16 protein-coding genes are annotated in these 16,897 nt (G+C 71.5%); 5 read left to right on the top strand and 11 right to left on the bottom strand.

The annotated features are described in order from the left end of the window. Positions 1 to 205: 205 nt before the first annotated feature. Positions 206 to 2,584 carry an ATP-binding cassette domain-containing protein gene (locus BUE48_RS08245; protein WP_286989578.1) on the top strand — a complete coding sequence of 793 codons (2,379 nt, stop codon included), beginning with the start codon at positions 206 to 208 and terminating at the stop codon, positions 2,582 to 2,584. Between the two features lie 232 nt (positions 2,585 to 2,816). Here BUE48_RS08245 and BUE48_RS08240 read toward each other — a convergent pair whose 3' ends face one another. The 4 genes from BUE48_RS08240 to BUE48_RS08225 all read right to left on the bottom strand — a co-directional run bounded on the left by BUE48_RS08240 (position 2,817) and on the right by BUE48_RS08225 (position 7,106). Further along, the gene (locus BUE48_RS08240) at positions 2,817 to 3,728 is read right to left on the bottom strand and encodes a PAC2 family protein (RefSeq protein WP_217265505.1); all 912 of its coding nucleotides are present in this window, start codon (positions 3,726 to 3,728) and stop codon (positions 2,817 to 2,819) included. Between the two features lie 449 nt (positions 3,729 to 4,177). Beyond that, positions 4,178 to 5,149: a CbbX protein gene (cbbX, locus tag BUE48_RS08235; RefSeq protein ID WP_286989577.1), complete on the bottom strand. Its 972-nt coding sequence runs from the start codon at positions 5,147 to 5,149 to the stop codon at positions 4,178 to 4,180. Between the two features lie 83 nt (positions 5,150 to 5,232). Beyond that, entirely contained in the window at positions 5,233 to 5,658 is a 426-nt protein-coding gene (locus BUE48_RS08230; protein ID WP_286989576.1) for a ribulose bisphosphate carboxylase small subunit, read from the bottom strand. After that, positions 5,658 to 7,106: a form I ribulose bisphosphate carboxylase large subunit gene (locus BUE48_RS08225; protein WP_286989575.1), complete on the bottom strand. Its 1,449-nt coding sequence runs from the start codon at positions 7,104 to 7,106 to the stop codon at positions 5,658 to 5,660. The genes BUE48_RS08230 and BUE48_RS08225 overlap by 1 nt, the downstream gene beginning before the upstream one ends. Before the next feature lie 121 nt (positions 7,107 to 7,227). Here BUE48_RS08225 and BUE48_RS08220 point away from each other — a divergent pair, with 121 nt between their 5' ends. After that, the gene (locus BUE48_RS08220) at positions 7,228 to 8,115 is read left to right on the top strand and encodes a LysR substrate-binding domain-containing protein (protein ID WP_012852014.1); all 888 of its coding nucleotides are present in this window, start codon (positions 7,228 to 7,230) and stop codon (positions 8,113 to 8,115) included. A 243-nt stretch (positions 8,116 to 8,358) separates the two neighbouring features. Then, on the top strand, positions 8,359 to 9,555 hold the full coding sequence (locus BUE48_RS08215; RefSeq protein ID WP_012852013.1) for a saccharopine dehydrogenase family protein: 1,197 nt from the start codon (positions 8,359 to 8,361) through the stop codon (positions 9,553 to 9,555). On the opposite strand, the gene BUE48_RS08210 is transcribed toward BUE48_RS08215, so the two are convergent. Both BUE48_RS08210 and BUE48_RS08205 read right to left on the bottom strand, forming a co-directional pair. Then, the gene (locus BUE48_RS08210) at positions 9,541 to 10,662 is read right to left on the bottom strand and encodes a GAF domain-containing sensor histidine kinase (RefSeq protein ID WP_286989574.1); all 1,122 of its coding nucleotides are present in this window, start codon (positions 10,660 to 10,662) and stop codon (positions 9,541 to 9,543) included. The two genes, BUE48_RS08215 and BUE48_RS08210, sit on opposite strands and share 15 nt — an antisense overlap. Before the next feature lie 148 nt (positions 10,663 to 10,810). Beyond that, a complete protein-coding gene (locus BUE48_RS08205) occupies positions 10,811 to 11,455 on the bottom strand; it encodes a response regulator (RefSeq protein ID WP_041439420.1) in 645 nt (214 codons plus the stop codon). 233 nt (positions 11,456 to 11,688) lie between these two features. On the opposite strand from BUE48_RS08205, the gene BUE48_RS08200 reads away from it, so the two are divergent. Then, on the top strand, positions 11,689 to 12,615 hold the full coding sequence (locus tag BUE48_RS08200) for a phosphoribulokinase (protein ID WP_083789809.1): 927 nt from the start codon (positions 11,689 to 11,691) through the stop codon (positions 12,613 to 12,615). Positions 12,616 to 13,187: 572 nt separating this feature from the next. Here BUE48_RS08200 and BUE48_RS08195 read toward each other — a convergent pair. From BUE48_RS08195 to BUE48_RS08175, 5 genes are all read right to left on the bottom strand, one after another. Then, entirely contained in the window at positions 13,188 to 13,520 is a 333-nt protein-coding gene (locus tag BUE48_RS08195) for a hypothetical protein (RefSeq protein ID WP_012852009.1), read from the bottom strand. 46 nt (positions 13,521 to 13,566) lie between these two features. After that, positions 13,567 to 14,022 carry a peroxiredoxin gene (locus tag BUE48_RS08190; RefSeq protein ID WP_012852008.1) on the bottom strand — a complete coding sequence of 152 codons (456 nt, stop codon included), beginning with the start codon at positions 14,020 to 14,022 and terminating at the stop codon, positions 13,567 to 13,569. A 187-nt stretch (positions 14,023 to 14,209) separates the two neighbouring features. Beyond that, positions 14,210 to 14,638 carry a DUF3052 domain-containing protein gene (locus tag BUE48_RS08185; protein WP_012852007.1) on the bottom strand — a complete coding sequence of 143 codons (429 nt, stop codon included), beginning with the start codon at positions 14,636 to 14,638 and terminating at the stop codon, positions 14,210 to 14,212. A gap of 165 nt (positions 14,639 to 14,803) precedes the next feature. Then, a complete protein-coding gene (locus BUE48_RS08180; RefSeq protein ID WP_012852006.1) occupies positions 14,804 to 15,211 on the bottom strand; it encodes a secondary thiamine-phosphate synthase enzyme YjbQ in 408 nt (135 codons plus the stop codon). Positions 15,212 to 15,402: 191 nt separating this feature from the next. Next, entirely contained in the window at positions 15,403 to 15,627 is a 225-nt protein-coding gene (locus BUE48_RS08175) for a DUF1918 domain-containing protein (RefSeq protein ID WP_012852005.1), read from the bottom strand. Between the two features lie 239 nt (positions 15,628 to 15,866). On the opposite strand from BUE48_RS08175, the gene BUE48_RS08170 reads away from it, so the two are divergent. Next, a partial coding sequence (locus tag BUE48_RS08170) for a pyruvate dehydrogenase E1 component-related protein (protein WP_502694601.1) occupies positions 15,867 to 16,897 on the top strand: 1,031 nt, incomplete at its 3' end.

Here is a 16,897-nt window from a genome sequence, read left to right as displayed (position 1 = left end):
CTGCAGGCCCCTCCCAGCCCTTTCGTCCGTGATGCGCGCCGTACTCATGCGCGTCATTTTTGGCCTATATCGGCCGTCCGGATCGGCTGGGAAACCGCCTGTTGCGACCGCACCGGCGAACAGAGACCAGGCACACTACTCCACGTCGCTCAGACAGAAGCGGACGAAATCCATAAAAACCATCCTCACCAGGGACGGAGACGCAATGGGCCCGGCCACGAGAACGGACGCGCACATCGCCGACACCCACGACCTGATCCGCGTGCAGGGCGCGCGTGAGAACAACCTCAAGAACATCAGCGTGGAGATCCCCAAACGCCGGCTGACGGTCTTCACCGGAGTCTCCGGGTCGGGCAAGAGCTCGCTGGTGTTCGGCACCATCGCGGCGGAGTCGCAGCGGCTGATCAACGAGACCTACAGCGCGTTCGTGCAGGGCTTCATGCCGTCGCTGTCCCGGCCGGACGTGGACGTGCTGGAGGGGCTGACCACGGCGATCGTGATCGACCAGGAGCGGCTGGGGGCCAATCCCCGCTCCACGGTCGGCACCGTCACCGACGCCCATGCGATGCTGCGCATCCTGTTCAGCCGCCTGGGAGAGCCGCACATCGGGCCGCCCCAGGCGTTCTCGTTCAACGTCGCCTCGGTCCAGGCGTCCGGCGCGATCACCGTCGAACGCGGCGCCAAGGCGCAGAAGGCCGAGAAGGTGTCCTTCACCCGCACCGGCGGCATGTGCCCGCGCTGCGAGGGGATGGGCCAGATCAACGACTTCGACCTGTCCCAGCTGTATGACGACAGCAAATCCCTGCGCGAGGGCGCGATCACGGTCCCCGGCTACAGCATGTCGGGCTGGTACGGCCGTATCTTCCTGGGCTGCGGTTTCTTCGACCCCGACAAGCCGATCCGCAAGTTCACCGACCGGGAACTGCACGATCTGCTCTACAAGGAACCGACCAAGATCAAGATCGACGGCATCAACGTCACCTACGAGGGCCTGATCCCCAAAATCCGCAAATCGATGCTGTCGAAGGACCGGGAGGCGATGCAGCCGCACATCCGGGCCTTCGTGGACCGGGCCATCACCTTCATCACCTGCCCCGACTGCGACGGCACCCGGCTGAACGAGACCGCCCGGTCCTCCAAGATCAGGGGGATCAACATCGCCGACGCCTGCGCGATGGAGGTGCGGGACCTGGCCCGGTGGCTGCGCGAGCTGGACGAGCCGTCGGTGGCGCCGCTGCTGGCCAAGCTCACCCACACCCTGGACTCGTTCGTGGAGATCGGGCTGGGGTACCTGTCGCTGGACCGTCCCTCCGGCACGCTGTCGGGGGGCGAGGCCCAGCGGGTGAAGATGATCCGGCACCTGGGCTCCCCGCTGACCGATGTCACCTACGTCTTCGACGAGCCCACCATCGGGTTGCACCCCCATGACATCCAGCGGATGAACAAGCTGCTGCTGCAGCTGCGCGACAAGGGCAACACGGTGCTGGTCATCGAGCACAAGCCGGAGACGATCGCCATCGCCGACCACGTGGTCGACCTGGGCCCGGGCGCCGGCCACGACGGCGGCACCGTCTGCTTCGAAGGCAGCGTGGCGGAACTGCGGGCCAGCGGCACCCTCACCGGCCGCCACCTGGACGACCGGGCCTCGCTCAAGGACAAGGTCCGGGAGCCGAAGGGGGTCCTGGAGGTCCGCGGCGCCTCCACCCACAACCTCCAGAACGTGGACGTGGACATCCCGCTGGGGGTGCTGGTGGCCGTCACCGGGGTGGCCGGCTCGGGCAAAAGCTCCCTCATCCACGGCTCGGTGGCCTCCAGGGACGGGGTGGTGGTCGTGGACCAGTCCCCCATCAAGGGCTCGCGGCGCAGCAACCCGGCCACCTACACCGGGCTGCTGGACCCGATCCGCAAGGCCTTCGCCAAGGCCAACGGCGTCAAACCCGCCCTGTTCAGCGCCAACTCCGAGGGCGCCTGCCCGGCCTGCAACGGCGCCGGCGTCATCTACACCGACCTGGCGATGATGGCCGGCGTGGCCACCACCTGCGAAGAGTGCGAGGGCAAGCGTTTTCAGCCCGCGGTGCTGGACTACAAGCTGGGCGGCCGGGACATCAGCCAGGTGCTGGCGATGTCGGCGAGCGAGGCCGCGGAGTTCTTCGCCGGCGGGCCGGCCCGCACCCCCGCCGCCCACGCCATCCTCACTCGGCTCATCGACGTCGGGCTGGGCTACCTCACCCTCGGGCAGCCTTTGACCACCCTGTCGGGCGGGGAGCGGCAGCGTCTGAAGCTGGCCACCCACATGGGCACCGACGGCGGCATCTACGTGCTGGACGAGCCCACCACCGGCCTGCACCCGGCCGACGTGGCGTACCTGCTGGGCCTGCTGGACAAGCTGGTGGACACCGGCCGCTCCGTCATCGTCATCGAGCATCACCAGGCCGTCATGGCCCACGCCGACTGGATCATCGACCTGGGCCCCGGCGCCGGCCACGACGGCGGCCGGGTCGTCTTCCAGGGCACCCCCGCCGAGCTGGTCGCCGCCCGCAGCACCCTCACCGGCGAGCACCTGGCGGCCTACGTGGGCGCCTGAAACGCGCCTCCGCCCGGGCGCCGTGACCGGTGCCCGGGCGGAGGCGTCCGCTGGGAAAAGCGCGTGCGCGAGCGTGGAATCTCACCGCCGAACCTTTTTCACCACGCCGTCTCCGCAGGTGCCTTGCAGGGCCTCGCTGCCTGAGGCGAGGCCGTGACCTGCAAGTCGCGGCACCGGGGACCATCGGGGCTCCCTTCCCCGGCGCCTTGGACCGCGTGTTGCCCAAGGTTCACTAGGTGTCGGAGCCGTCGGCGCGGCGCTGCTGGGCCAGGAAACGCTCGAACTGGGCGCCCAGCTCCTCGGCGGTGGGCATCTCGGCTTCCTCGGCCAGCAGGCTCTGGCGCCCGGTGGCGCCGGTGAAGGCGTCGTACTGCTGCTCCAGGGCGCGGACGACCTTTTCGACCTCGTCGTTGCCGGCGACCTGTTCGGCGATCTCGGTCTCGGTGCGGACGGACGCCTCCCGCAGCGCGTCCGAGGGCAGCACCAGGCCGGTGCAGCCGATGACGGCGTCCAGTGCGGCCACGGCGGCGGTCGGGTAGGCGGCCTGGGCCAGGTAGTGGGGGACGTGCACGGCGTAGCCGATGACGTCGTGGCCGGCCTGCCCCAGGCGGTACTCCAGCAGGGCCGCGGCGCTGCCGGGAACCTGGACGCGGTCGAAGAAGGACACGCGGTTGACCAGCTCCGGACGTGTGGCGTGCATGGTCAGGCCCACCGGGCGGGTGTGCGGGACGCCCATCGGGATGCCGTGGAAGGTGACCGAGAGCCTGACGCCCAGGCGTTCCACCAGGGAGCGGACGGCGGCGGCGAAGGCCTCCCACTGCCGGTCCGGCTCGGGGCCGGTCAGGAACAGAAACGGGGTGCCGGCCTCGTCGCGGAGCAGGTGAACGACCAGCTCGGGGGCCTGGTAGTCCAGCCAGCGGTCGCGGTCGAAGGTCATCGGCGGGCGGCGGGCCCGGTAGTCGATCAGGGAGTCGGCGTCGAACCGGGCGATCACCCGGTGTTCCAGCGAGTTCAGCAGGTGCTCGCGCACGAGCTGACCGACCGATCCGGCGTCCACGAAGCCGTCCAGGCAGTACAGCATGACGGGACCGGTCATTTCCGGCAGGTCTCCGGAAAGCTCGTACAGGTCCTCAGGGTTGCGCACCATCTTCCCCAACTCGTCCGTTATCACTGGTCCCCAACATAGGACATCGCGACTTCGACCTTTGCTCAAAGGCGGCGCGCCGCGGTCGAGGCGGCTCGCCGCCCTTGTGCGCCATGCCTTTTCGGTCCGCCGTTTCCGCAGGTGACGCATAGGGCGCGGAAGGGTGAAAGCGGCGTTGTCTCCCAAGGCGGCATGACGGGCGCGCGCTGGGGGCCGCAAGGTTCAGAAAACCCGCCATCGCCGCGGCGGCCCACTGCTCAAGACGCAGCCGCCGATCCGGCGCGCCTCGCGCAGCGGGCCGCCGCGGGAGCGGCTCACCGGGCCGGCCGCAAGAGCCGCGGCCCGGCCGGCCGTGGGGAAGAGCATGCGCCGCGTCGCCGGACACCGGGGCGGGCGGCCGCCGGGGTTCCCGGAAACCGCCCGCCCTCGGCGCCGGTGAGCCGCTGCGGCTATCCCGCCTGGGCGGCGGGCTCGGCGAAGACCCGGCTGGCCAGGAAGTCGTCGGGGTGCAGCGTCATCAGCTCCTGCCGCCCGACCAGCCCGCCCCGGGCGACCAGCCGGCCGGCGTGCCGCAGCCGGGCCCGTTCGATGGCGTTGCGCACCGAACGGGCGTTGGCGAAACGCGGCTGGGTCCGGCGCCGCCTCAGGTATTCGCGGAAGACCGGTTCGGCCTCGGGTGCCAGCGCGTATCCCTGGCGTTCCAGCATCAGGCGCCCGATGGCCTCCAGTTCTTCGGCGGTGTAGTCGGGGAAGTGGATGTGGTGGGCGATGCGGGAGCTCATCCCGGGGTTGGAGGAGAAGAAGGAGTCCATGCGGTCCTTGTAACCGGCCAGCACCACCACCAGGTCGTCGCGCCGGTTCTCCATCACCTGCAGCAGGATCTCGATGGCCTCCTGCCCGTAGTCGCGCTCGTTCTCGGCCCGGTACAGGTAGTAGGCCTCGTCGATGAACAGCACCCCGCCCATCGCCCGTTTGAGGACCTCCTTGGTCTTGGGCGCGGTGTGCCCGACGTACTGGCCGACCAGGTCGTCGCGGGTGACCGACACCAGGTGGCCCTTGCGGACGTAGCCGAGGCGGTGCAGCAGCTCGGCCATCCGCATCGCCACGGTGGTCTTGCCGGTGCCGGGGCCGCCGGTGAAGCACATGTGCAGGTTGGGCCGTCCGGAGTCGATGCCGAAGCGGGCGCGGGCCCGGTCCACCAGCAGCAGCGCGGCGATCTCCCGGATGCGGGTCTTGACCGGGGCCAGCCCCACCAGATCGCTGTCCAGGGCGTCCAGGATCTCGTTCACCTGCGCGCCGTCCTCGGCCAGGTCGATGCGCGCATCCGGCGGCAGCGGCTCGAAGGCCGGCTCGGCGGGCTGCGGCGGCTCGGCGGGGCCGCCGGCCGGTGGCCGCATCCCGAACTCCATGCGCTCTGTCATGCCCCCTCGTTCCTCGGTGCCCGTGGACGGTCTTCCGCCCGCCGCAACCGGTGCGCGGCGGGCGGAAGACCGCGGCCGTTCCCTCAGGAGTCGCCGTAGCGCTCGCCTTCGGGACGGTCGGTGGCGTAGGGATGCAGCGAGACCCGGACGCGGCGGTCGCTGGTCTCCTGCCGGTCGATGCGGAAGCCCGGCTCGGACGGCGGGCGGTGGACGATGAACGACAGCGCGATGGTCTGCCGCCCGTAGCTGGCGTCGTAGGCGTTGAGCCGGATGTAGTGGTTGGGGTAGGCCTTGCGGCACTCGTTGATCTCCTGGAGCACCCCCGCCGGGTCCTTGAGGTCGAACATCGGCAGGCCCCACATCTCCCAGTAGGAGTTGCGCGGGTGGGGGTCGTCGGTGAACTCCACCGAGCACGGCCAGCCCCGCTCCAGGGCGTAGGAGATCTGCGCGGCGATCTCCTCGTCGGTCAGGTCGGGCAGGTAGGAGAAGGTGCCTTGGGTGATCCGCATCAGACGCTCACGGGGGTCTCGACGACGTCGGGGGTGTCGGTGGATTCGTAGGTGAAGGTGACATCGCCCCAGGTGGACAGGGCGACGTCCAGCTCGCGGCTGTGCTTGGCGGCGGCGCGCAGGATGTCGGGGCCTTCCTTGAGGAAGTCGCGGCCCTCGTTGCGCGCCTTGATCATCGCCTCCAGGGCGACCCGGTTGGCGGTGGCGCCGGCCGCGATGCCCATGGGGTGGCCGATGGTGCCGCCGCCGAACTGCAAGATCACGTCCTCGCCCAGGTAGTGCAGCAGCTGGTGCATCTGGCCGGCGTGGATGCCGCCGGAGGCCACCGGCATGACGCCGGGCAGGGAGGCCCAGTCCTGGTCGAAGTACAGGCCCTTGACCGGGTCGGCGGGGACCTTGCCCAGCCGCAGGGTGTCGTAGTAGCCGGCCACGGAGTTGGGGTCGCCCTCCAGCTTGCCGACCACGGTGCCGGCGTGGATGTGGTCGACGCCGGCCAGGCGCATCCACTTGGCGATGACGCGGAAGCTGACCCCGTGGGTCTTTTGCCGGGTGTAGGTGGAGTGCCCGGCGCGGTGCAGGTGCAGCAGCACGCCGTTGCGGCGCGCCCACTTGGCCATCGACTGGATGGCGGTGTAGCCGATGGTCAGGTCGATCATGACGATGACGCTGCCGAGCTCCTTGGCGAACTCGGCGCGCTCGTACATGTCCTCCATGGTGGCGGCGGTGACGTTGAGGTAGTGGCCCTTGATCTCGCCGGTGGCGGCCTGGGCCTTGTTGACCGCCTCCATGCAGAACAGGAAGCGGTCGCGCCAGCGCATGAAGGGCTGGGAGTTGATGTTCTCGTCGTCCTTGGTGAAGTCCAGCCCGCCGCGCAGCGCCTCATAGACCACCCGGCCGTAGTTGCGGGCCGACAGGCCCAGCTTGGGCTTGACGGTGGCGCCCAGCAGGGGACGGCCGTATTTGCCCAGGTACTCGCGCTCCATGACGATGCCGTGCGGCGGGCCCTGGAAGGTCTTGACGTAGTGCGGGGGGATGCGCATGTCCTCCAGCCGCAGCGCCTTGAGGGCCTTGAAGCCGAAGACGTTGCCGATGATGGAGGAGGTGAGGTTGGCGATCGAGCCTTCTTCAAAAAGGTCCAGGTCGTAGGCGATGTAGGCGATGAACTGCCCTTCCTGGCCCGGCACCGGTTCGACCCGGTAGCACTTGGCCTGGTAGTTCTCGTAGCTGGTGAGCCGGTCGGTCCACACCACGGTCCAGGTGGCGGTGGAGGACTCCCCCGCCACGGCGGCGCCGGCCTCCTCCGGCGGCACCCCCGGCTGGGGCGTGATCCGGAACGCCGCCAGGATGTCGCTGTCCTTGGGCTGGTAGTCCGGTCGCCAATAGCCCATTTCCGCGTACGGGATCACCCCCGCCGACCAGCGGCCGCCCGTACCTGCGTTGCCTGACATCACGTGCTCCCGTGCCGTACCGAATGCGGACGGCACCAAGAGTGCGGCAATGATAGTTTGCCTGTCCATCAAGTGTTCTGCGATCACTATTAAGTGAACGCTCAACTATTGAAAGGACGGGATGACCGAGTCACGTCTGCGGACCTTCGTGGCGCTGGCCGACACCGGCTCGGTGCGCGCCGCCGCCGAACGCCTGTACGTGACCGAGTCGGCGGTCTCGGCGGCGGTCTCCGCGCTGGCCCGGGACCTGGGGGTGGCGGTGGTCGAGCGGCAGGGCCGGGGGGTGCGGCTCACCCCGGCCGGCGAGGTGTACGCCTCGTATGCCCGCAAGGTGCTGGGGCTGCTGGAGCAGGGCCGGGCGGCGGCGCGCGGCGAGGCCGACCCCGGCCGCGGCTCGCTGCGGCTGGCGGCCGTGACCACCGCCGCCGACCAGATCCTGCCGCGCCTGCTGGCGGGCTTCCGCAAGCGCTGGCCGCAGGTGGAGCTGACCTTGGAGGTGGGGCCCAGCCGGGTGGTGTGGCAGCGCCTGGCCGACCACGAGGCCGACCTGGTGCTGGGCGGGCGGCCGCCGGCCGGCGTCCCCGCCACCGTGCTGGCCACCCGCCCCAACGAGCTGGTGGTGGTGACCGCGCCGGGGGTGCCCTTCGACCTGCACACCACCCCGTGGGTGATGCGGGAGCCGGGCTCGGGCACCCGCGCCACCGCCGAGGCCTACCTGGCCGAGCGGGAGGCCGACCCGCCGCAGCTGGTGCTGGGCTCCAACGGCGCGGTGATCGCCGGGGCGGCGGCCGGGCTGGGCGCGGCGCTGGTGTCGCGCGATGCGGTCGGCGCCGAGCTGAAGGCCGGACGGCTGGTGGTGATCGACGCCCCCGGCACTCCGCTGCACCGGCCCTGGCACGCGGTCTGCGGGGCGACGCCCACCGCCACCACCCGGCTGTTCATCGAGCACCTGCTGGAGGACCCGGCCTGGAGCCCGGCGCCGGGACGGCCCGCTGCGCGCACCGCCTGACGGCGGGCACGGGCCGGACTCCGCCGACGGTATTGGATGTGTTATCAATAGCTTTCGTGGATCGCCGTCTCAGGGACTCCACCGGGAACGAAAGAACCGGATTCGGCGCGGCGAGCCCGCTGCGGCGCCGCCGCCGGGGTGGGACGGCGCCGAGGACTCACAGCGGTGCAGGGCCGGGTCCTCGCGGGCGGGGCCGCACCCCCCGCCGGATGAAAGCCGCCCAAGACGTCTGCAGGAGGACCCATGGCCGATGACCGCGCCTACGACATCGTCCTGTTCGGTGCCACCGGGTACACCGGCGGGCTGACCGCCGAGTACCTGGCCGAGCACGCCCCGCCGCACACCCGGTGGGCGCTGGCCGGGCGCAATCGGGCCAAGCTGGAGGCCGTCCGCGACCGCCTGGCGGCGATCTCCCCCGCCTGCGGCCAGCTGCCGCTGCTGCACGCCGACGCCGCCGACCCCGCCTCGCTGCGCAAGGTCGCCGAGTCCGCCCGCGTGGTCATCACCACCGTCGGCCCCTACCTGCGCTACGGCGAGCCGCTGGTGGCCGCCTGCGCCCGGGCCGGCACCGACTATGTGGACCTCACCGGCGAGCCGACGTTCGTGGACCTGATGTACGTCCGCCACCACGAGGAGGCGGTGCGCAGCGGGGCGCGGATCGTGCACGCCTGCGGGTTCGACTCCGTCCCCCACGACCTGGGCGTCTACTACACCGTCAAGCAGCTTCCCGAGGGCGCGCCGCTGCAGGTGGAGGGGTTCCTGCGGCTCGAGGCCGACTTCTCCGGCGGCACGCTGCACTCGTTCGTGGAGGTGCTGGCCGACCTGCCCGGCATGATGCGCGCCGAGCAGGCCCGCCGCCGCGTCGAGCCGCGCCCGGCGGGACGGCGGATCCGCATCTCCCGCCGTCCCGTCCCGCACACCCCCATCAAGGGCTGGGCGCTGCCGCTGCCGACGATCGACCCGCAGATCGTGGCCCGCTCGGCCGCCGCGCTGGACCGCTACGGCCCCGACTTCAGCTACGGCCACTACCTGGCGGTGCGGCGGGCGGCCACGGCGGCCGCGCTCACCGCGGGCGTGGGCGCGGCCACCGCGCTGGCCCAGCTGCCGCCCACCCGGTCGCTGCTGCTGCGGCTGCGCGGCTCCGGGGAGGGCCCCACGGCCGAGCAGATGGCCCGGCACTGGTTCCGCGTCACCTTCGCCGGACGGGTCACCGGCGGGGCGCACGCGGGGCGGGAGGTCGTCACCGAGGTCTCCGGCGGCGACCCCGGCTACGGGGAGACCGCCAAGATGCTGGCGGAGTCGGCGCTGTGCCTGGCGCACGACGACCTGCCGCCGACGCGCGGGCAGGTGACCACCGCCGTGGCCATGGGCGACGCCCTCATCGACCGGCTGACCAGGGCGGGGATCTCCTTCCGCGTGGTGCGCTCAAGCGCGGCGTAGCGGCACCAGGGCCTCCACGGTGGTGCCGCCGCCCGGACGGCTGGAGATGTGCACCCGCCCGCCCAGCAGCTCGGCGCGCTCGGACATGCCCCGCAGGCCGTAGGAGTCGGGGCGGCGGCCGGCGGCGAACACGTCCTGGATGGAAAAGCCGACGCCGTCGTCGGACACCCGCAGCCGCACCCGGTCGTCGTCGTGTTCCAGCAGCACGTGGACGACCGAGGCCTTGGCGTGCCGCAGGCAGTTGCCCACCGCCTCCTGGGCGATGCGGTACAGCGCCGTTTGGATGTGGTCGGGCAGCGCGTCCTCCAGCTCCCCGGAGACGGTGACGGTGACGTCCAGCGACGGCTGCCGGGAGCCGGCCTCGCGGGCCAGCGTGGCCAGCGCCGCCGTCAGCCCCAGGTCGTCCAGCACCGGGGGGCGCAGCCCGCCGATGGCCGCCCGGGTCTCGGCCGCCGCCAGGTCGCACAGCTCCCGCGCCAGCCCCAGCTGGGCCTGCGCCTCGGCGGTCGCGCCCTGGGCCAGCGCCTGCTCGCAGGCCGACAGGTGGAAGCCCAAGCTGGCCAGGCGCTGGGCGATGCCGTCGTGGATGTCGCGCACCAGGCGGGCCCGTTCGGCCTCCTGCACCTCCACGGCCCGTTCGGCGAACCGCTCGGCCGAGTGCTCGCGCTCTTGGGCGTTGCGCAGCCGGCGGCAGGAGTGCAGCACCGGGGCGAACAATGCGGCCAGCGCGGTGACCAGGTCCAGGTCCTCCTGCCGGCAGGGCCCGGCCGAGCGGACGTCGATCACCGCGATGGTGGCGCGCCGGTCGGCCAGCACCGGCAGCGCCGCGCCCCGCCCGTCGGCGTGCCGGCGCGGCCTGCCGTGCGCGGCGACCCAGCCGACGTCGCCCTCCCCGAGCGGGACGGGCTCGCGCCCGGGGCACTCCAGCGCCCGCTCCTCCTCGTCCAGCACGTACACGTCGCAAAAAGGCAGGTCGGCCGCTGAGCGCACCACCAGCCCGGCCAGCTCGACGGCCATGTCCGGCAGCACCCGGCCGGAGCAGGCCACGGTGACGATCCGCACCAGCAGGTCGCTGCCGCGCCCGGCCAGCAGCTCCAGCGGCGTCACCGCGGCCCCCTCCACCGGGCGCCCGCCGAGGGCCGTCCGGCCGCGCCGCCGCCCCGCCGGTGCACGGGTACGGCGGGCACCGCACGCAGGCGGGTGCCGCCCGGCCGCCGGGCAGGCGGCGTCTCAGGCGCCTTCGGGCCGGGCGCGCTCATCGGAACAGCCCTTCCCGCAGTGCCACGGCGATGGCTCCCGAGCGGTCGGTGACCTCCAGCTTGCGGTACAGCGCCCGCAGGTGGCTTTTGATCGTCTCCTCGCTGACCACCAACCGGGCCGCCATCGCCTTGTTGGACAGCCCGGCCACCAGCAGCGACAGCACCTCGCTCTCGCGCTGGGTGAGACCGCGGTGGGCGCCGGGCCAGAACTCGCCGCGGTTGAGCCGGGCCGCGCTGGCGGCCATCCGGCCCGCCAGCGTGGGGTCGACCACGGTCTCGCCCTGGGCGACCTCCTCCAGCCGCCGGACCAGTTCCAGCCCGTCGACCCGTTTGAGCAGGTAGCCGCGGGCGCCCGCCCGCAGCGCCTCGAAGACGTACTGCTCATCGTCGTAGACCGACAAGAACACCACGCGGGTGTCCGGTGAGCGGCCGGTCAGGTCGCGGCACAGATCCAGGCCGCTTTCCGCGCCGAGCCGCACATCCAGCAGCACCACGTCCGGCTGCAGCGCGGTGACCAGTCGGACGGCCTCCCGCGAGGTGCTCGCCTGGCCGATGACGCGCACCCGCCCGGAGAACCCGGCCAGCATCGCCTGCAGACCGGCGAGGATCATCTCGTGGTCGTCGACAAGGACTACTCGCACAGGGGGGACCATTCGAGCAACATAACAATTATGAATTACCGGTCAGTAGGCCCCCGCCCCGTTACGGGGAGACCGCATTCGAACGCCCGCCTCCCCCACCGCACCCCCCACGGTTTCACCCCCCGATTCCCCTAGATGGGTGAGGACCGCCAGAAAACGGACGCCCTACCGTCATGCCCCGGCAGGCAAACGGCTCGGACGGAGGACTTCAGGTGCCCCATCGGATCGTCCACATGCTCAGGGCGCGCGGCCGGCGCCGCCCCGTCATGCTCGCCATCGCCGGGGACAGCGCGGCGGGCAAGACGACGCTGACCAGGGGGCTCGTCGAGTGCCTGGGGGCCGACCGGATGACCGCGGTGTGCGTGGACGACTACCACCGCTACGACCGCGTCGAACGCCGGGACAAGCCGTTCACGGCGCTGCATCCGGACTGCAACTACATCGAGATCATGGAGCAGCACCTGCAGCTGCTGTCGATGGGCGAGCCGATCCTCAAGCCGGTCTATGACCACTCCACCGGGCAGCTGGTGCGTCCGGAGCTGGTCGAGCCGCGGGACTTCGTGATCGTGGAGGGGCTGCTGCCGCTGCACACCCGTCTGGCGCGCGCCTGCTTCGACATCACCGTCTACCTGGACCCTCCGGAGACGCTGCGCCACCGGTGGAAGATCGAGCGGGACTGCGCCAAGCGCGGCTACACCCCCGACCAGGTGCGCGCCGAGCTGGAGCGCCGCGAGCCGGAGAGCGCCGCCTTCATCCGCCCGCAGCGCCGCTGGGCCGACATCGTGGTGCGCTTCGCCCCGGTCGCCGGCCGCACCGACCCGCCGGGCACGCCGCTGTCGGCCGAGCTGCTGCTGCGGCCCACCATCGACCATCCCGAGCTGCGCGGGGTGCTCGACGACGCCGAGCACCGGGCGATGCACCTGAAGCTGCACCGCGATACCGACGGCCGTCCCGTGGACGCCCTGCACATCCACGGTTACGTCTCTTCGGAAGAATGTCAGGTGGTCAAGAAGGCGATCTGGGAACGCCTGGGCACCGGGACCGAGATCCCCGAGGCCCTCGGCAAGCTCTCCGACGGCACCGACAGCGGTCCGCTGGCCATCACCCAGTTGCTGCTGCTGTACCACCTGCTGGAGGCCAACCGACGTCAGGCCGCCTAATCCCCCTGGGATGACGCCCCTCTGGGCGGCCTGCCGCCGTGGCCGACGCGGGGAGGCCCGGAGCGGTGTGCTCCGGCCGCGCGGCCGCGGCCCCGGGAGGGCGCCGACGATTTCGCTGGACCGTCGTCGGCGCCCTCCTGAACCCTTTCCGGCGCCCTCGCAGCGGGTTTTCCGCCGGCTCGGGTACGCGCGACCCGGCGGCGCTGCACGATCTCCTCGACTCCGACCGCATTCCGCCGAATATCGGGCCGGAGGATTCACCGGCGCCTACGAATTCTGAAAGACCGTCCCGACCGAAAAGACCTTTCGTCGGCCGCTGAAGACCACGGCGTTCGCCAAACGCGGGCGGAGCCGTTGCCGATTTCCCCGCCTCGACCGCCGCCGTTCCACACCAAGAGAGCACGCTCGCCCCTCTTCGGAGGGAACGAAGGCCATGACGAGGAAAGAATGCTTTCACAAGCCCTCGGAGTCCCCGCTGTGCAGCGGGGAAATCCGCGCTGGATTCTCTTCGCGGCGACCTATCCCACCGACCGTCTTCGAACCGGCCGGACGCCGCCCCGCCGGGCCGGAAGTCAGCCGATCGGGCCGCGTTTGAGGACGCGGCTGAGCGCGGCGGCGACCTCCTCCGACAGGCCGGGAGCCCCGGAGGTCACCAGATCGCCGGGGCGCTCTTGCGGCCTGGCCTCGCGCACATACCCGCAGGAGCGGCACTCCACTTCGCCCAGCCGGCAGATCAGCGCGGTCGAGCCGCACTCGGCGCACCGGTCCAGCTCCGCGGTCCAGTTCGGGGAGCTTTGGCAACCGGGACAGATCAGCACCTGCCGGTCCGCCCGCACCCCGCGTTTCCACGGGCTGGCGCCGCGGACGGGGTCGCTTTGCCGGGCCCCGCAACGGAAGCAGGGCATCACGCCTCCCACAGCCTCGGCCGGGGCGCGCCCCGGCCACCCATGATCACAGCGCGGCGAGCGCCTTGCGGTACTCGTCGATGTCGCGCGCCTCGGGCAACGGGTGCACGACCTTCCAGCGCACCACGCCCTCGCGGTCGATGATGAAGGTGCCGCGCAGGGCCACCCCGAGCTCGGCGTCGAAGACGCCGTACGTCCGGGCCACCTCGCCGTGCGGCCAGAAATCCGACAGCAGCGGGAAGGTGTACCCCTCCTTGTCGGCCCATGCCCGCAGGGCGAACTTGGAGTCCACCGACACCGCCAGCACCCGCGTGTCCCGCCCCAGGGACTCCAGCTCATCGCGGATGGCGCCCAGCTCGCCGGTGCACACCCCGCTGAAGGCCAGCGGGAAGAACACCACGACGACGTTGTGGCGGCCGCGATGCTCCGACAGCCGCACCGGCGTGCCGTGCTGGTCCGTCAGCTCGAAGTCCGGGGCGACATCGCCCACTTCTACCGCCATGGCGCTCCTGCCGATCGACCCCGCCGGACGGGACCCGCCCGCCGGCTCCCCGCGGCCGGGGGAAGGACGGGCGCGCCGGCCGTCACGGGCCGGCCCGCCACCGGCCCGGGGACGGGCCGGCCCGTCCAGTCTGCCACCGAGGCGGCGCGGTGCGGCGCACACCCCCGGCCGTCGTGCGCGCCCGGGTCTACTTGCGGACCTTGGGAGCCACCAGCCGGGTGCCCGACCAGTCCCGGGCCGCGCTCATGCTGCTGGTCTGCGCCAGACCCGCGGTCGGGGCGGCCTCCCCGATGTCGCTGGGCTCCACGTGACCGGCCCGGCCCGCCTTGGGCGTCAGCAGCCAGATGTGGCCGCCGTCGGCCAGCGGGGTGCGCGCGTCGACCAGCCCGTCGACCAGGTCGCCGTCGTCCTCGCGCCACCACAGCACCACGACGTCGACGGCGTCCTCGTAATCCTCGTCGACCAGCTCGCTGCCGATGACCGCCTCGATGGAGGCACGCAGCTCCTCGTCGCAATCATCGTCGTAGCCGATCTCCTGCACCACCTGGCCTGGCTTGAAGCCGAGCCGTTCGGCCAGGCTGCGCTCAGACTGCGCCTGACCCGCGGTCGCGCTCACGAACGTCCTCCCAATGTCGATAGGCCACTCGGTGTGGCGTTGCGGGACAGTTCACACAAGTGACGGCCCCAACGCAAGTGCCTTGGGCGCTTTGGCGGCTTCGTCTGCCTGATCGGAGCGTTTCATGTGGCAAGGTCCACACCGAGCGTAACAAACCGGTCCGATTCAGCCCGCCAGGAAAGACAGCCGGACCTGCCGTTCGGGGTTGTCCACGTTCAGGTCCACGATCGCCACGGATTGCCAGGTCCCCAACGCCATCCGGCCGTCGATCACCGGAATCGTGGCGTACGGCGGGATCAGCGCCGGCATCACATGGGAGCGGCCGTGGCCGGGCGAGCCGTGCCGGTGCCGCCAGCGGTCGTCGGCCGGCAGCAGCTCCCGCAGCGCCGCCAGCAGGTCGGCGTCGCTGCCGGCGCCCAGCTCGATCAGCGCCACCCCCGCGGTCGCGTGCGGCACGAACACGTGCAGCAACCCGTCGCCGCCGGCCTCGGCGGCGAACGCCGCGCACTCGGCGGTGATGTCGTGCACCGTCTCGCGCCCGCCGGTGGCGACCCGGATCACCGTGCTCTTCATGAAGATCTGTCTACCCGGACGGCGGCGCCGGAGCAAAGATCCCGTCCCACTATGGTCAGGGCCGCGTTCAGCGCCGGTGGGACCGGTTCTCGGCGGCCGGGCGAGCCGGGAGAGCCCACCGGCCCGCGCCCCGCCGGGCGGCCCGCCGGCCGTCCGGCGGGGGCTGCTCGGCCGGGCCGGGCGGCCGGCGGTCAGCTCCGCTGCGGCACCCGCCCGGTCTTGCGGGAGGCCTTGCGGGGCGACTCGACCACGGCGTCCGGGCCGGGGAAGACCAGGCCGGTGTGTCCGTCGTCGAACCGCACCACATAAGGCGGGCCGCCCTCGCCGCCGCGCACTTCGATGATCTCGCCGCTGCGGTCCGGCTGCCCCACGGCGTTGCCGCGCACGTGCAGCCGGTCGCCCACTGATGCCTGCATCGCACACCTTCCCGCAATCGGTCACTGAGCCTTGATGCGTTCCTCGCGGCCGCAGGGCCGCCTGCAGGAAGCCTTCCCCGCCGAGCGGGTTCGTCACCGGGCTGACCGGCGCAAATGGTTACCGGGCAGTAGAGATGCGTTAGCCGTCATAACAGACGACCATGGGGGTTGGGGCGGTGCACCAACCGACGACCGTCGAACGCCGCCCGACCCGAAACGGTGAGCACAGAGGGGACCCCGTGGCTTCCGGACGCCAACGCTTTTCGATCATCAGCGACGGGCTGCCGAGCCAGCTCCCGGACGTCAACCCTGACGAGACCCGGGAGTGGCTGGAATCGCTCGACACGGTCATCAAGACCGAGGGCCGCACTCGCGCGCGCTACCTGATGCTCCGCCTGCTGGAGCGGGCCCGCGAGCAGCAGGTGGGCGTGCCAGGGCTGCGCAGCACCGACTACATCAACACCATCCCGCCGGAGCGGGAGCCGTGGTTCCCCGGTGATGAGCACATTGAGCGCCGCATCCGCGCCTACATCCGCTGGAACGCGGCCGTCATGGTCTCCCGGGCCAACCGGCCCGAACTGAGCGTCGGCGGGCACATCGCCACCTACGCCTCGGCCGCCTCGCTGTATGAGGTCGGCTTCAACCACTTCTTCCGTGGCAAGGACCACGGCGAATCCGGCGACCAGGTGTTCATCCAGGGGCATGCCGCGCCGGGCATCTACGCCCGCGCCTTCCTGGAGGGACGGCTGACCGAGCAGCAGCTGGACGGGTTCCGCCAGGAGATCTCCCATCCCGGCGGGGGGCTCAGCTCCTACCCGCACCCGCGGCTGATGCCCGACTTTTGGGAGTTCCCCACCGTCTCCATGGGGCTGGCTCCCATCAACGCCATCTACCAGGCCCGTTTCAACCGCTACCTGTACAACCGCAAGATCAAGGACACCTCGCGCTCGCACGTGTGGGCGTTCCTGGGCGACGGCGAGATGGGCGAGCCGGAGTCGCTGGGCGCCATCGGGCTGGCCGCGCGCGAGGAGCTGGACAACCTCACCTTCGTCATCAACTGCAACCTGCAGCAGCTCGACGGCCCGGTCCGCGGCAACGGCAAGATCATCCAGGAGCTGGAGGCGTTCTTCCGCGGCGCCGGCTGGAACGTCATCAAGGTCATCTGGGGCCGCGACTGGGACCCGCTGCTGGCCAAGGACGTCGACGGCGTGCTGGTCAACAAGATGAACACCACGCCGGACGGGCAGTTCCAGACCTACAGCGTGGAGTC

This window comes from Thermomonospora sp. CIF 1, assembly GCF_001896795.1.
Lineage (GTDB): Bacteria > Actinomycetota > Actinomycetes > Streptosporangiales > Streptosporangiaceae > Thermomonospora > Thermomonospora curvata.
This window is presented reverse-complemented; position numbering and strand designations above follow the sequence as displayed.